Raw genomic sequence first — 15,093 nt, 5'->3', positions numbered from 1 at the left:
AAAGTTTTCCGTGCGATTTCAAGTTGTGGGGCGGCTCATACCCCTACGCTGCGGGTTGACTCCTTATCAGGGCTGGTGTCCATTGAAGGCATTGGGCCGCGCGGTTCCACGCGGATACCAGCGCATCGTCCCAACGACACGCGACAAGAGATCGCAAATCCTTGGAGGTATACATGAACAAGATTTTCACAGCAGGGGTGCTGACCGTCGGCGCACTGATGGGCAGCACCGCATTGGCACAACAGACCTTCGTTTCCATCGGCACCGGCGGTGTCACGGGCGTGTACTATCCGGCGGGCGGGTCGATCTGCCGACTGGTAAATGCAGGCCGCGCTGAACATGGCATCCGCTGCGGTGTGGAATCGACCGGCGGGTCGATTTTCAACATCAACGCGCTGCGTTCGGGCGAGCTGGAATTCGGTGTGGCGCAGTCGGACTGGCAGTTCCATGCCTATAACGGCAGCTCCAGCTTCGAAGAAGATGGCCCGCATGAAGACCTGCGCGCGGTCTTCTCGCTGCATCCTGAACCCTTCACTGTTGTCGCACGCAGCGATTCCGGCATCACCAGCTTCGATGATCTGGCAGGCAAGCGCGTCAATATCGGCAACCCCGGTTCCGGCCAGCGCGGCACCATGGAAGTGGTGATGGAAGCCATGGGCTGGGACATGAGCACATTCGCTGTCGTGTCTGAATTGCAAGCGGGCGAGCAGGCACAGGCGATGTGCGACAACAATATTGATGCCATCGTCTATACTGTCGGCCACCCGTCCGGCGCCATTCAGGAAGCCACGACCGCCTGTGACACGGTTCTGGTCAACGCTGACAACGACACCATCCGCGCCCTTGTCGATGACCGCGACTATTACCGCATGGCGACCATTCCGGGCGGCATGTATCGCGGCTCTGATGAGGATGTGACCACCTTTGGTGTCGGCGCAACCTTCGTGACCTCTGCCAATGTGCCCGAAGAGGTGGTCTATGAAGTGACCAAGGCCATTTTCGAAGGGATGGACACTTTCCGTGGTCTGCACCCGGCATTCGAGAATCTGGTCCCCGAAGAAATGGTCAGCGATGGTCTGTCTGCACCCTTGCATGATGGCGCGGCACGCTATTTCCGCGAAGCGGGCCTGATCGACTGAAGTTAATACCGGTGCGGGCCAGATACGGCCCGCACCATTTCCATGCCCGTCAGGGCCACCCGGACCAAAAAGAGTGCGGGCATTTCCAAACATAAGTAACATATGACAGGGGGTTTGGTCATGGCGGAACAGGGACGCAGTTTCAGTGATTCCGAGCTTCAGGATCTGGTTGCCAGCACGGATTCGGGCGCACGCAATCCGAAAAACCGTGCCGTTGCGCTGCTGATTTCCGCTGTTGCGCTGGTCTGGTCGCTGTTTCAGTTATGGATTGCAGACCCGCAATTCGCCCTTGCCCCGAAAATACCGGGGCTAAGCATCATCGGGTCCGATCAGACGCGCCCGCTGCACCTGACATTCGCGCTGTTTCTGGCCTTTCTGGCCTATCCGGCGTTCAAATCCTCGCCGCGCGACCGCGTGCCGCTGCTGGACTGGGTTCTGGCCTTCGTGGCGGCGGGATCGGCGTTTTACGTTTTCTGGTTCTCGCGCGAAATTTCCAATACCGCCCGTCAGGGCAGGCTGATCCAGTGGCAGGCCGACTGGAACATCCTTGGCTGGCAGATTGATGTGATCTATCCGCAGGTGATCATCGGGTCTGTCGGCCTTGTGTTGCTGCTGGAAGCGTCGCGCCGCGCGCTTGGCCCGGCGCTGACGATCGTGGGGTCACTGTTTCTGGCCTATTCCTATTTCGGCACCGGCTGGCTGATTCCGGAACTGATTGAACATTCGGGCCGGTCCTTCAACGGAATCATCAATACCCAATGGTATGACACCAATGTCGGCGTGTTCGGCATTCCGCTGGGGGTATCCACGGCGTTTGTGTTCCTGTTCGTGCTGTTCGGCTCGCTGCTGGACAAGGCGGGCGCGGGCAATTATTTCATCAAGATGGCCTTTGCGGGGCTTGGGCATCTGCGGGGCGGCCCTGCGAAAGCTGCCGTTGTCGGGTCAGCTGCCACCGGGCTGATTTCGGGGTCATCCATCGCCAATGTGGTGACCACCGGCACATTCACCATTCCGCTGATGAAGCGTGTGGGCTTTTCATCCGAGAAGGCGGGCGCGGTCGAAGTGTCCAGTTCCGTCAACGGCCAGATCATGCCGCCGGTCATGGGCGCTGCGGCGTTTCTGATGGTGGAATTCGTCGGCATTTCCTATCTGGAAGTCATCAAGCATGCCTTCATTCCGGCAGTGATTTCCTATATCGCGCTGGTCTATATCGTGCATCTGGAAGCGCTGAAATCCGGCATGAAGGCGCTGGGGCCATCGCGCAGCCTGACGCAGATGTTCCTGAAAGTCTTTGTCGGCTTCGTGATTGCGGGTCTGGCCTTCTATGCGGTGGTCGCAGGTGTCAACGGATTGCGCACTGTCGCACCGGGCATTTCCGATGCGGTCACGCTGGCCGCGGTTCTGGCGGTGTATCTGGGCGCGATCTATGTTGCCGCGCAGCGCGCGGATCTGGAAATGGACGATCCCCACGCCGAAGAAATCAGAATGCCCGTCATGAAAGAGGTCGTGCCGACAGGGCTGCATTTCCTGCTGCCGATCCTTGTGCTGATCTGGTATCTGATGATTGAACGGCAATCGCCCGCCAAATCGGCCTTTTTCGCAGTGGCCATGATGCTGTTCATCATCATCACGCAGCGCCCGCTGAAAGCCTTGCTCCGCCGTTCAGGCGATATGATGGAACAGGCGCGCGCGGGCTTCAATGACCTGATCGAAGGGTTGATTGCGGGCGCGCGCAATATGATCGGTATCGGCGTGGCCACAGCGGCGGCAGGTATCATCGTGGGCACTGTCACCCGCACCCCCATCGGCACTGAACTGGCCGGGCTGGTCGAATTCCTGGCGCTTGGCAATCTGTTCCTGATGCTGCTGCTGGTGGGTGTGTTTTCACTGATCCTGGGGCTGGGCCTGCCGACCACGGCGAATTACATCGTTGTGTCGTCGCTGATGGCGTCGGTTGTGGTCAGCCTTGGCGCACAGGAAGGGCTGCTTATTCCGCTGATCGCGGCGCATCTGTTCGTCTTCTATTTCGGGCTGATGGCCGATGTGACACCGCCCGTGGGTCTGGCGAGTTTCGCGGCCTCGGCAGTGTCGGGGGGCGATCCGATCCAGACCGGTTTTCAGGCGTTTTTCTACAGCCTGCGCACCCTCGCCCTGCCGTTCCTGTTCATCTATAACCCGACGCTGATCCTTTATGGCGTGGATCTTGGGACAACGGCGGGCATATTACACGCGGCCTTCATCTTCGTGGTGGCCACGATTGCGATGTTGCTGTTTGCTGCCGCCACGCAGGGTTATTTCCTTGCGCGGTCCAGATGGCATGAATCAGCGGCGCTGCTGCTGGTGGCCTTCACGCTGTTTGTGCCGAATTTCTGGCTGGACCGCGTGCAGCCGGAATTCGACCGCGTGGCCGGGGCCGAATTCGAACAGGTCTTGCGTGATCTGCCCGCAGGCAGCAACCTGCGCGTTGAAATCGAAGGACCGGATTTCGCCACCGGGCAGATGCGCAGCCTGACATTGTCGCTGCCTGTGGATGACACGCCGCCTGAGCAACGCTTGAATGCCACCGGGTTTTTGCTGATGCCCGGTGATGACGGGGTTGCGCTGGATGAACCCATGTTCGGCACGCCCTATCAGACGGCCTTGCAGGATTTCGATTTCTATGCCGCTGATCCGGTTGAACTGGTCGCCGTGTTGCGCCCTGCAGACCGGATGCCCGCACATGTGTTCTTCATTCCTGCGTTGCTGCTGCTTCTGGGGGTGATCCTGTTGCAACGGCGCAGGCAGACGCAACCGGCCTTCTAGGCCGCAACACCCGGGGGAAGACTGATGGCCATGAAAATCCTGTTGCCCATTGACATGTCGCATCCCGCATCATGGGTCAAACCCATGGGCGAGGCGCAGAAGATGCTGCGCGACGGGGGCGAATTGCATGTCGTCAGCGTCTTGCCGGATTTCGGCCTGTCGATGGTCGGCGCGTTCTTTCAGAAAGGGTTTGAACAGGCCGCACTGATGCAATTCACCGAAGCCATGCGCAAATGGGTGCGCGACAATGTGCCCGGATCAGTGGATGTCCATCCGCATGTGTTGCACGGCAATATCTATGACGAAATCCTGCGTGCAGCCGACAAGCTGGATGTGGATGTGATTGTCATGGCCGCCCACCGCCCCGAAGCGAAGGATTACCTGCTGGGGCCGAATGCCGCGCGGGTGGTGCGCCATGCAAAGCAATCCGTTTATGTGGTGCGCGATTAGCGTGTGCGCGGGTTGATGCACGGCCCCTTCGCGGGCGGTTGCTGGCCTGAAGGGGATATTCGTGCCCGGATCAAGCCCGCGCTATCGGTGGGCCGGGGTCTGCCGGTCCGGCGTGGGAGAAGTTCACTTTATGCAGGCTCCATACTCCGGCTTTCAAGGCTTGGCGTGACATCTGCGTAATCGGCAGGCCGCGGGACGGCCCGCCGATGGCGCGTTTTCCGGGCTTTCGCCGCGCCACTGGCGCGACGGTCCCTTCAAACCCTATCGGCCTTTGCTCCGCGCTTTTAGCGCTCTCCAATGTCCCCTTCAGGCTAGCTTCAACACCCTTGCAGATCCATTTCGACGCACGCCATCCTGCGCAACGCAGAATCTGCGCATCAGAACCCGAACAGCGCCTGTGGGTCCAGCGCCTTGCGGATGAATGCCGCACGGTCTGCTTCCGGCGCCCAGCCCAGCACCTGACAGGCGCGGCTATTGGCGAAGGGCGACAGATGCGCGCGCGACCGCCAGTCGGCCAGCAGCGGCTGTTCCAGCCCGCCCCGCCCCAGCGCATAGCGTTTCAGCGTATATTTCACCCAATCCATGCCCCAGAACAGCACCAGATTACCCTTTGAGACGGCAATCCTTGTGCCGGTATGGGCGGCAATCGCGTCAAACCAGTCCTGCGCCGACAGCAAGGGCGGCCCGACAAGGTTGAAGGACTGCCCGTCGATCCCGTCCTTCTGTGCCATCAGAACCAGTGCGCGCGCCACATCTTCGTTCAGCACGAATGGCAGCGTGTTGCGCCCGTTGCCCCAGATGCGCACGGCCCCTGCCCCATGCCAGCGACCAATCCCCCAATGCTGCAACGGCCCGCCCGGCCCCACCACAATGCCGGGGCGCGCGATCACCAACGGCAGCCCGTCGCTGCGGTGCAGTGCCAGAAGCCGCGCTTCGCACAGCGCCTTGGACCGCGCATAAAGATTTCGGCGCGACATATCGCCGAAATCGGTGTCTTCAGTAATGGTGCGCTCAGGGCGCGAGGCATCATAGGAGGCGATTGTGCCAGTATAGACAAAGCGCTTCACCCCCGCGCCAAGCGCCGCACGGGCCAGGTTTTCGGTCACGCCGACATCGTTTTTCAGGTAACCATCCCATGTGGCTTCTTCCGCGCGGGCAAGGTGATAGACGCACTCCACCCCCGCCATGGCCTGTTGCAGCGCGTCCCTGTCGTGAACGGATGCGGCCACCATCTGCACCTGCCCGTCCAGCCCGGCAAAGGGGTTGGCGCGCGCGCGGCTTAACACCCCCACGCGCTTACCTGCGGCCGCAAGCTGCGCCACCAGTTCGCGGCCCAGAAACCCCGTGCCACCGATGACCAGAACCTCTGGCCGGGATGGATCAGCGGCGGGTGCAGGGCGCGCAGCCGGTCTGGCGGGCAATTGCGCTGTGACATGTTCCAGATCCTGCATGACCGCCACGGCACTTTCCCCGCAAAACGCCGCAGGCACAGGCTCGTCGCGCGAAATGGCACTGTAGAATGCCGCGAACACCCCCTCAAACCCCAGCGCATAGGGTTGGCGACGGTTCAGTGACCGCGCCTGCACGGCGGCATTGCGCAGCCCTTCGCGCAGATGCGCGCCCGCGCGTGCGACTTCCGCGCGCAGCGGGTTCAGCACAATATCGGATGTGTTTGCACGGTCAATAATCAGCGTGTCACTGGCAAAATCCAACCGCGCCGCCCCTGCCGCACCGCGCAAGGAAAGCGAGCGGTCATCCGCCCCTTCGACCAGCGACGCCGACAGGGTGATTTCGGTGCCCCCCGCACGGCCCTGCACGCACCAGCCCTGCGGCAGTTCCACCCCTGTCGGCAGCGTCACGGGCCGCGACAGCCGCAAGGACATGTCCTGCAACGGGCCAAACAGATCATACGCGAAGGCATGCAGATGCGGGCCGAGTTCCAGCATCAGGTTTTCCGGGCTTTGCAGCATCCACAACCCGAACGGCCCGGTGCGCAGCGGTTGCAGCGGGAAATGCCAGTGAATGCGCGCCTGATCCACACGCCCGACTACCCCCTGATCCATGGCAGCGCGCAAACGCCTGTAGGCGGGCAGACCCAGAAAATTGTGATTGACCGCAATCCGGCGGTCTGCGCCGCGCGCCGCGTCCACCATCGCCCGCGCGGAACTGACCGACAGGGCAAAGGGTTTTTCAACCAGCACATGTGCGCCATGCCCCAGCGCCTGCAGCGCCAGCGGTTCATGCAGATGCGGCGGTGTCAGAATATGCACGGCATCACAGCCGCAGGTGGCCATCATGGCATCAAGGCTGTCAAACGCCTGTGCGCCATGCGCCTGCGCCAGCCCCTGCGCGGCGGTGACAGCAGGGTCACACACCCCCACCAGCCGCACACCGGGTATCTGCGCCAGCACATTGGCATGCCATTGCGCAATATAGCCTGCACCCACCAGACCGACCGTCAATTCCCGCTGTGGCATTCTGCCCCCTTCACATCCGCTGATTCTGCGCCAGCGGTTTACTTGTATTCAATGATTTTGGCGTCACTGCGGCGAAACCGGCGGATCCAATAGGTTGCCATGCCGTAAAGATTGGCAAATTTGCAAATGACGAGCAGCGCTGCGGCCTTGACGGCGCGGTCAGGGGCAAGTCCCTGCGCCATGCTGCGCCGCCACAACCGCGCCAGCGACAGCGCATAAAGCGCAAGCACCAGCGCGCTCAGCGGTGGCCACAGCCACAGACCCAGCAGTGCCAGCACCGGCAACACGCCCGCCCAGAACACCGCGCGCAGCCGTGGTGCGCGCGCCGCACCGGAATGCAACACGCCCAGTTCGGAAAAACTGTGCCCTGCGCGGATCATGCGCCGGAACCAGCCCGCAAATTTCAGAAGCCGCACATCATGGCCTGACATCTGGTCGGGGACGCACCATGTCTGCCAGCCGGATTTGCGCAGGCGGAAGAACAATTCATCATCTTCCGCCGCGATCATGTCATCGCGGAACCCACCCACTGCAGCAAAGGCCGCGCTGCGCCCCATGAACGTGCCAAGCCCGCGCGCGTCCGGACCAGTGGCCATTTTCCATTCCTGATCCGTCAGCCAGTTATAGACCGATGCATCAGGCGCATCCTCAATATGATAGCCATGCACCAGTGCCGCTTTCGGGTGGTCCTGCAGAAACGCCAGTGCCGTAGCGGGCCAATCAGGGGCAAGAATGCAGTCGCCATCGATGAAATGCACAAATTCCGCGGGGTCATCCCCCAATGCAGCAAACCCTTCGTTACGCGCACGCGCCGCCGTGAAAGGGCGCGCGGGGTCAAGGTCCACCACCTGCGCCCCTGCGGCGCGGGCATGTGCCACGCTGTCATCCGTTGATCCGCTGTCAACATAGACCACGCGGCGGGCTTCGGGGGTGACCTGCGCCAGCGCACGGACCAGCCGGTCCCCTTCATTGCGGCCAATCACAATGGCATCAAACTGAACTGCACCCATCACCTGCCCCGCATCACCTTATGGTTGCGGGTTTAGCATAATCCGGCGGGGAATGAAGGCCGCTTTGGGGTATCCGGCGTTTTGGGGATGCAGATCAGGCGGAAACAGCGCGTTTGGGGGCGGTTTCTGGTTTGAAACACTGCCTGGCACATCCCAAAAGCGCGGAATCAAGGCCGCAGGGTTTGAAGGGACCGTCGCGCCAGTGGCGCGGCGAAAGCCCGGAAAACGCGCCACCGGTGGGCCGTCCCGCGGCCTGCCGGTTTTGCTGGTGCTGACTCACACCTTGAAAGCCGGAATATGGAGCCAGCATAAAGTGAATCCCGCCAATGCCGGACCGGCAGTCCCCGGCCCACCGCTGGCGCGGGCTTCGGGCGTGCCCTCAATGTTCATTTCAAACCGGAACCACCCGGACATGCCCCCCCCTCCGATACGCGACCGCGATCAGACCACCTTGCCCCGCGCAATCCGGCTATAGACAGTCAGCCGTGTCATGCTGCGCAATGGTGCCCGGCGCGACAGGGCGTCTTTGGCCTGATGCAGGCCCCGCATCCGGGCAATGCGGATGAAGCGCGCCAGACGCGATGTGTCGGCACCTTGGCGCGGGGTATCGATCAGATGTCGTGTCATGCTTCCCTCCCTATGCTGCGTGATCTGGCATCATAGCACATCCGCCCGTCCGGCCAAAGTAAAGCCCGCGTCACCTTGACCTGACCCATGCTTGACGGTAGCGAAAGCCAAACCTGCTAGAGGAGCTGACATGTCCAACCCTTCCCTGCTTATCCTGCCCGGCGACGGGATCGGTCCCGAAGTCATGGCCGAAGTGCGCAAGATCATCGACTGGTTCGGTGCAAAACGCGGACTGGCCTTTGATGTCTCCGAGGATCTGGTCGGCGGTGCCGCCTATGACGCGCATGGCACGCCCTTGCATGATGACACGATGGCGCGCGCGCTGGCCGTGGATGCAGTGCTTCTGGGCGCGGTCGGCGGGCCTAAATATGACAACCTTGATTTCAGCGTGAAACCCGAACGCGGGTTGTTGCGGCTGCGCAAGGAAATGGATTTGTTTTCGAACCTGCGCCCGGCGCAATGCTTCGACGCGCTGGCAGATTTTTCGTCGCTGAAAAAAGATGTCGTTGCCGGTCTGGATATCATGATCGTGCGTGAACTGACATCGGGCGTCTATTTCGGTGAACCACGCGGGATATTCGAGGAAGGCAATGAACGTGTCGGCGTCAATACCCAGCGCTACACTGAATCCGAGATTGCGCGCGTCGCGAAATCAGCCTTTGAACTGGCCATGCGCCGGGGCAAAAAGCTGTGTTCCATGGAAAAGGCCAATGTCATGGAATCAGGCATTCTGTGGCGCGAAGTGGTGATCGAGGTGGGCAAGGATTACCCCGAAGTCGAACTGTCGCATATGTATGCCGATAACGGCGCAATGCAGCTTGTGCGCTGGCCCAAACAATTCGATGTCATCGTGACCGACAACCTGTTCGGTGACCTGCTGTCGGATTGCGCGGCCATGCTGACCGGCAGCCTTGGTATGCTGCCATCCGCCAGCCTTGGTGCGCCGATGGCCAATGGCCGCCCGAAAGCGCTCTATGAACCGGTGCATGGTTCGGCCCCCGATATTGCAGGTCAGGCCAAGGCCAACCCCATTGCCTGTATCCTGAGTTTTGCCATGGCGCTGCGCTACAGCTTCGATCAGGGCGCAGAAGCCGCGCGTCTGGAAGCGGCAATCCAGCAGGTGCTGGCCGATGGTGTGCGCACCGCCGACCTGATGGGGCCGGAAGGCGGGGTGCCGGTCACCACGTCGGGCATGGGTGACGCCATCGTCAAGGCACTGGACGCAAGCCTGTAACGCCCCCAAAGCGCAATAAACGCCCGCCGACAACCCGGCGGGCGTTCTGCATTTTCCGGCGCAAATACCTATGGCAGCGCGGGTATAGTCACAGCGGGCATTTCGCCGGTCAGCGCATGCATGAAGGCCACAAGGCTGTCCAGTTCATCATCGCTGAAATCCTGTCCCAGCATCTGCTGGCCCATAAGCTGCACCGCATCCTGCAACCTGTCCACTGACCCGTTGTTGAAATACGGATAGGTCACAGCCACATTGCGCAATGTCGGCGTGCGGAAGGCGAACATATCAGCGTCATCCCCGGTCACGACAAAGCGCCCCTCATCGGTTGACCCCGGCAATTGGAAACGGTGGAAATTGCTGTCCGTCAGGGCGGGGCCATTGTGGCAGGCCACACAGCCCGCATCGACAAACAGTTTCATCCCATCGACCTGCTGGCTGGTCATCGCCCCCTCATCCCCGCGCAGAAAGCGGTCAAAGGGCGAATTGGGGGTGTTCAGCGTCCGTTCAAAACTGGCAATCGCGAAGGCGATGTTTTCAGCGCGGATCGGGTCATCCTCCCCGGGGAAGGCCACCGCGAAATGCTCATGATAGATGTCGAATTCCTTTAGGCGCCGGATGGCGGCACCCAGTTCCATGTTCATCTCGATCTCAGCCTGAATCGGGCCAAGCGCCTGCCCTTCCAGATCAGGTTCGCGCCCGTCCCAGAACTGCGACTCCAGAAAGCCGGAATTCAGCACAGTGGGCGTGTTGCGGTTGCCCACCTGCCCGTCATGACCCACAGCGGTGGGAATGCGGTCCGACCAGCCCAGTGCGGGGTTGTGGCAGGTCGCGCAGCTGATCACGCCGGATCCGGAAATCCGTGGTTCAAAGAACAGCATCTTGCCCAGTTCGATCTTCTCGGCAGTCAGCGAATTGCCGGCCGGGATCGGTGGCAGCGCCGGAAGCGGTTCGAAGAAATCCATGTATTCGGCAATATCACCGGCGTGCAGCGCGGTTGCACCCACCGCCAGAACCAGTGCCGTAGCGCCCGTGCGCAGCAAAATTCCAGGGGTCATCTGATCCTCCATATGCGGGCGTCTGCCCGCCTGCTGTCGTCGCGCGTGTCAGCATTACAGTAGCGACATCAGCCGCGCGCAGCATTGATGCAGGTCAAAGTCTGGAATAATTCTAAATATGGATCTCGCAGTCATGTCTGCCTGCGCAGGATGCCAGGCGCGCAAGTCTTCCATCAGATCCGGCGCATTCGCGGCTGCTCCCGCAAAACCTCGGCCCCGCCCGTCCGGGGCATGTCCGTTGCGCACGATCAGATTCATGTCAGGCAAGCACCAAAAGGTCGGTGATAAGGCGCGAAAGGGGAAATTGCTTGTCAGTTTTTCCTGTTCTTTCCCGAATCTTGCCGGAAAAACTGGTGCCGCTGAAGGGACTCGAACCCCCGACCCCATCATTACGAATGACGTGCTCTACCAGCTGAGCTACAGCGGCACCGTGGCGCAGTCTTTAGCACCGGTTCACGATGCAGGCCAGCCCCAATTCATGCATTTTCGGCAAAAAATGGCGGCCGAAAACCAGTCTGGCAAGGGCGCGGTTCCACTGGTGTCCCGGGGACAAATGGCACCGCGCGCCCGGGCTTCAGGCGGGTTTCGGGGGGGGTGTTTCTCCGGCTTCTTCGGCATCGTCAATGACGACATCGCCCGCGACCACATCAGCATCGTCCGGCGCGGCGGGGCGCGATGGCAGGCTGCCGACGATCAGCGGCAGCAATTCCGTTTGCGTGGCGGACGGCCCCGCACTGTCGGGCGCATCGCGCCATTCCAGCGTGTCGAACGCCCCGCAATTGTCGCAGATGGCCTGCCAGCCTGCATGCACATGCTGGCAGTTCGAACACACCCATTGCGGCCCGCGACTGGCTGTCAGCGCACGGGCCAGCCAGCCCCGCACCACGGCATCATCGGCCCCTTCACCGCGTTCAATGGCCGCCATGATGGCCAGCGCGCGCACTGTCGGGGCAGTTGTCGCCAGATCCCCCAGCGCACGCCGCGCAGCGGGAAAATCCTCTGCCCCGATCAGCAATTCGGCCTTCAGCAGGCGGGTTTCGGCATGATCCGGGTGCAGCGCCAGCAATTTGCGGAACCGGCTCACCCGTTGCAGCGGGGTTTCATCCGGTTCAATCGCAGCAAAAGCGGCGGCAAGTTCCGGATGTGGCTGCACTTTCCACGCTTTCTTGATGGCTTTCGCGGCATAACCGCCCTTGCCCTGTGCCACCAGCGCGCGGGCTGCTGCGACAGCTGCGGGAATCAGGTCAGGCGACAGGCGGTTGGCCTCGATCGCGGCTTCGCGGGCGCGGGTCATGTTATCGGTGGCGGCCAGCGCATCGGCATTCTGCAAGGCCAGAATGGCATCGCGGCGGCGGTAAACATCGCGCGGCAGGTGGCCGCTGGATTTCTTGATCTGCAAGGTTTTGCGCGCGCCCTGCCAGTCTTCGGCATCAGTCTGCAGTTTCAGCAGCGTATTTTGCGTGGCTTCATGGGCGGGCTGCATGTCCAGCGCCTTCTGCGCCAGTTTGCGCGCCTTGTCGGTATCGCCTTCTTCCAGCTTGGCGCGGATCAGCCCCTGCACCCCCACAAACCGGCTGCGCGTGTCTTCCAACAGCCGTTTGTAGTGTTCTTCAGCCAGCGGGCGGTTGCCCTTCAGTTCGGCAGATTGCGCAATCAGCAGGCTGGTAATGACGGGCCGGTTCAGCAGCGCATGCGCTTTTTCGGCCTTGGCCACGGCGGTTTTGCCATCACCGGATGCCTGCGCCAGCAACGCCGCAAGCAGTGCATCCAGCCCGCGTTTTTCGCGGTTATGGGCAAAGAAACGGCGCAGGGCGGTTTCATCGCCATTCATGAACCGCAGCACCGATACCAGCAGGCCCAGCAGTTTCAGCCCCAGCCATACCGCCAGAACAAACAGACCCAGCGCGATAGCCGCCTGAACCGGGCCAAGTTCAAATTCCATATCGACAATGCGCAGACCGACAGTCTGCCCGCTGTCCATCAACTGTCCCGCCCCGAAAGCAAGACCGATGACCACGGCCACGAAAACAAGGATCTTTGCAAGCGTCCAAAACATCTTTACGTCCTTATTCTTCCGTAACCATTTGTTCTAATTCACCAACTTCCGCAGTTGCCGCCTGGTGCGCTTCGGCGTCGGACTGCCAGTCCGACAGCGCGTCGCGCCCCGCTTGCGGCAATTGCGCAATCAACGACAGCGCCGTGTCCAGATCACCAGACTCCACTGCGACAGAGGCGCGCGACAGGACCGCATCGGGGTCATCGCCATCCCTTGGGGTGGTGGAACGCGCACCGGTCTGGGCACGCAGGAAATTGACCACCCGTTCCGCAGCGCTGTCAGCGGGTGCATCGCCAAGGCTGGCGCGGATGGCGGCGCGGGCGGCATCGGGGAAGCCGTCCTGCAACTGCTCCAGCGTTGGGATGCCCGTTGCGGCGTTGTCGCGCAGCACTGGTGCGGGGTCAAAACCGCCCTGCGCAATCCGCTCAAGCGCATCGCCGAAGGGCTGGCCGGTTTCCAGCGCCGCGCGCAGGCTGTCCAGCCCCGAACGCGCCAGTGCGGCGTCAATGGCGGCTTCCGCTGTGGACATGCGGTTTTCTGCCAGATCGCGCAGATCGGCCAGTTCCGCCTGCATCTGCGCCAGATCAGCCGCTATCCGGTCTTGCAGATCGCGCAAAACGGTGGCGCGGGTTTCGCTGTCACCCGCCAGCGCATCAATCCGCCCTTCCAGCGCGGCCAGCATATCCGCATCGGCCCCCGGACCGGACAGCGCAGACATGTCGCTGCGCAGATCGGCAAGTTCCGCCTGAAGCGGCGCAAGGTCGGGCATATCCGGCATGTCCTGCCGCAACGCAGAAAGTTCTGCCTGAAGCGCGGCCAGATCAGCCTGACCACTGCCCTGAGACGCGATCAGGAAATGCGCGCCATAGCCGATTGCCCCGGCCAGAACACCGCCCAGAAGCAGCGGCAGAATGCTGACTGTGGCGGCGGGGGCCGGTGTCGCATGCACCGCTGCGGGTGCGGGTTCAACAGGGGCAGTATCATGCGGGCTGGCGGGCCTGTCGCCCGGTGCGGGTGTATCATCAGACCTGGGGGTGTCGTCAGACGCGCGCGTATCACGTGGCGTATCGTCAGGCGCGGGGGCAACCAGTTCACCTGTCGCCGCCGCAGGTTCCGGCGCATCGGTCTGCGCGGTCGCGAATGGCGATTCTGCAGTCACTGGCGGGGTATCGGCCGTGGTGTCTTGCGGCAGGTCAGCGCCTGATGACGCATCCGCAGAATCATCAGGCGTGCGTGCGGCTTGCGTGCCCGCCTCCGGCATGCTGGCCTTGGGTTGTGTTTCAGGGGACTGGGCCGTTCCGGTGGCTTGGGGGGCGCTGTCATCGCTGTCGGTTTTTGTCTTGCGTGATCGCGGTGTCGTTCCCTTGCTGGTCGTGTTACGCGCCAAAATCCAACCCCCGCCTTTTACGCAGCCAATGCTGCAACTGCATCTGTACCAGTCACCTTATCGCGGCTTGTCCCCTTCCTCAAGTTCAGCCTGCAACGTGATCACGGCATCGCGCATTGCATCGGCGTCAGGGCGCGCAGCCACGTGAATACCGGCGCATTTTGTGGCACCCAGCGCGCCTGCACAGGCTTGCGATATGGCAATCACATGCAGCGCCGCCCTGTGCGGCACAGGCAGATTTGCCAACTCAGCGGCAAAAAGCCGCGCTGAGCGTGGCGAGAACAGCGGCACAACCACCGGCACAGGGTGCGACAACAGCGTGCGCGCCGCATCTGACAGCGCGCGGGCATGCTGGCGGTAAAGTACCGCATCACGCGCCGGAATGCCCGCCTTGACCAGTTCGGCCGCCAGCACCATCGCGGTATGGTCCCCACGCAGATGCAGGACCGGCGGTACCGGGCGGGCCGCCAGCAAGGCCGCGCGCAGCGACACCGCATCGCCCCCCGGCGCCTGATGAACCTGCGCAAACCCGGCCTGACGGGCGGCCTGCGCCGTGCGCGGGCCAACGCACCAGACCGGCAATTCGCACCCGCCCCCTGCCGCCCGCCATGCCGCAACCCCGTGGCGCGACGTGAAAACCAGCGTGCCCGCCCCTGCCAGCGCGTCCATGTCGGGCGCGCAATGGCTGATCTGCATCAGCGGCGCGATCACCACGGGCCACCGCCAGCCCGCCGCCATGACAAGTTGTGCGAAATCCTGCGCCGCCTGTTCAGGCCGGGTGAGTAAAAGCGTGGCAGTCATCGGGCCAAATATCCTTGAAACCGGCTGCGGGATTGTGCGCGCCTGCGCCAAGTGG

11 protein-coding genes and 1 tRNA gene are annotated in these 15,093 nt (G+C 62.1%); 4 read left to right on the top strand and 8 right to left on the bottom strand.

Annotated elements, in window-relative coordinates; genetic code table 11:
• Positions 1-173 precede the first annotated feature (173 nt).
• The 3 genes from PUT78_RS10015 (at position 174) to PUT78_RS10005 (ending at position 4,391) form a co-directional block, all read left to right on the top strand.
• The gene (locus tag PUT78_RS10015; protein WP_274352123.1) at positions 174-1,139 is read left to right on the top strand and encodes a TAXI family TRAP transporter solute-binding subunit; all 966 of its coding nucleotides are present in this window, start codon (positions 174-176) and stop codon (positions 1,137-1,139) included.
• Between the two features lie 120 nt (positions 1,140-1,259).
• A complete protein-coding gene (locus PUT78_RS10010; RefSeq protein ID WP_274352122.1) occupies positions 1,260-3,941 on the top strand; it encodes a TRAP transporter permease in 2,682 nt (893 codons plus the stop codon).
• Positions 3,942-3,965: 24 nt separating this feature from the next.
• The gene (locus tag PUT78_RS10005; protein ID WP_274352121.1) at positions 3,966-4,391 is read left to right on the top strand and encodes a universal stress protein; all 426 of its coding nucleotides are present in this window, start codon (positions 3,966-3,968) and stop codon (positions 4,389-4,391) included.
• A gap of 377 nt (positions 4,392-4,768) precedes the next feature.
• Here the strand turns inward: PUT78_RS10005 and PUT78_RS10000 are convergent, their stop codons facing one another.
• The 3 genes from PUT78_RS10000 to PUT78_RS09990 form a co-directional block, all read right to left on the bottom strand.
• The gene (locus PUT78_RS10000; protein WP_274352120.1) at positions 4,769-6,868 is read right to left on the bottom strand and encodes an NAD-dependent epimerase/dehydratase family protein; all 2,100 of its coding nucleotides are present in this window, start codon (positions 6,866-6,868) and stop codon (positions 4,769-4,771) included.
• Positions 6,869-6,906: 38 nt separating this feature from the next.
• A complete protein-coding gene (locus tag PUT78_RS09995; protein ID WP_274352119.1) occupies positions 6,907-7,878 on the bottom strand; it encodes a glycosyltransferase family 2 protein in 972 nt (323 codons plus the stop codon).
• Between the two features lie 441 nt (positions 7,879-8,319).
• Positions 8,320-8,505 (bottom strand): hypothetical protein, encoded by a 186-nt coding sequence (locus PUT78_RS09990; protein ID WP_274352118.1) that lies wholly within the window; start codon positions 8,503-8,505, stop codon positions 8,320-8,322.
• Positions 8,506-8,635: 130 nt separating this feature from the next.
• Between PUT78_RS09990 and leuB the strand changes: the two genes are divergently transcribed.
• Positions 8,636-9,739 (top strand): 3-isopropylmalate dehydrogenase, encoded by a 1,104-nt coding sequence (leuB, locus tag PUT78_RS09985; protein ID WP_274352117.1) that lies wholly within the window; start codon positions 8,636-8,638, stop codon positions 9,737-9,739.
• A 68-nt stretch (positions 9,740-9,807) separates the two neighbouring features.
• On the opposite strand, the gene PUT78_RS09980 is transcribed toward leuB, so the two are convergent.
• The 5 genes from PUT78_RS09980 to PUT78_RS09960 all read right to left on the bottom strand — a co-directional run bounded on the left by PUT78_RS09980 (position 9,808) and on the right by PUT78_RS09960 (position 15,038).
• A complete protein-coding gene (locus tag PUT78_RS09980; RefSeq protein ID WP_274352116.1) occupies positions 9,808-10,794 on the bottom strand; it encodes a cytochrome-c peroxidase in 987 nt (328 codons plus the stop codon).
• Between the two features lie 351 nt (positions 10,795-11,145).
• Positions 11,146-11,221, bottom strand: a tRNA-Thr gene (locus PUT78_RS09975).
• 147 nt (positions 11,222-11,368) lie between these two features.
• Positions 11,369-12,850, bottom strand: a complete 1,482-nt coding sequence (locus PUT78_RS09970) for a heme biosynthesis protein HemY (protein ID WP_274352115.1) — start codon at positions 12,848-12,850, stop codon at positions 11,369-11,371.
• A gap of 10 nt (positions 12,851-12,860) precedes the next feature.
• Positions 12,861-14,237, bottom strand: coding sequence for a hypothetical protein (locus PUT78_RS09965; protein ID WP_274352114.1), 1,377 nt, complete (start codon positions 14,235-14,237; stop codon positions 12,861-12,863).
• 57 nt (positions 14,238-14,294) lie between these two features.
• Complete coding sequence (locus PUT78_RS09960; protein WP_274352113.1) at positions 14,295-15,038, bottom strand: uroporphyrinogen-III synthase; 744 nt, start codon at positions 15,036-15,038, stop codon at positions 14,295-14,297.
• Positions 15,039-15,093: the final 55 nt, after the last annotated feature.

The sequence above is a fragment of the Roseinatronobacter alkalisoli genome, from assembly GCF_028745735.1.
GTDB classification, from domain to species: domain Bacteria; phylum Pseudomonadota; class Alphaproteobacteria; order Rhodobacterales; family Rhodobacteraceae; genus Roseinatronobacter; species Roseinatronobacter alkalisoli.
This window is presented reverse-complemented; position numbering and strand designations above follow the sequence as displayed.

Excerpts from the sequence above, each read along its gene's own strand:
- PUT78_RS09960 (WP_274352113.1), bottom strand. The coding sequence starts at position 15,038 with ATGACTGCCACGCTTTTACTCACCCGGCCTGAACAGGCGGCGCAGGAT.
- PUT78_RS10005 (WP_274352121.1), top strand. The coding sequence starts at position 3,966 with ATGGCCATGAAAATCCTGTTGCCCATTGACATGTCGCATCCCGCATCA.
- PUT78_RS09980 (WP_274352116.1), bottom strand. The coding sequence starts at position 10,794 with ATGACCCCTGGAATTTTGCTGCGCACGGGCGCTACGGCACTGGTTCTG.
- PUT78_RS09970 (WP_274352115.1), bottom strand. The coding sequence starts at position 12,850 with ATGTTTTGGACGCTTGCAAAGATCCTTGTTTTCGTGGCCGTGGTCATC.
- PUT78_RS10015 (WP_274352123.1), top strand. The coding sequence starts at position 174 with ATGAACAAGATTTTCACAGCAGGGGTGCTGACCGTCGGCGCACTGATG.
- PUT78_RS09990 (WP_274352118.1), bottom strand. The coding sequence starts at position 8,505 with ATGACACGACATCTGATCGATACCCCGCGCCAAGGTGCCGACACATCG.
- PUT78_RS09995 (WP_274352119.1), bottom strand. The coding sequence starts at position 7,878 with ATGGGTGCAGTTCAGTTTGATGCCATTGTGATTGGCCGCAATGAAGGG.
- leuB (WP_274352117.1), top strand. The coding sequence starts at position 8,636 with ATGTCCAACCCTTCCCTGCTTATCCTGCCCGGCGACGGGATCGGTCCC.
- PUT78_RS10000 (WP_274352120.1), bottom strand. The coding sequence starts at position 6,868 with ATGCCACAGCGGGAATTGACGGTCGGTCTGGTGGGTGCAGGCTATATT.
- PUT78_RS10010 (WP_274352122.1), top strand. The coding sequence starts at position 1,260 with ATGGCGGAACAGGGACGCAGTTTCAGTGATTCCGAGCTTCAGGATCTG.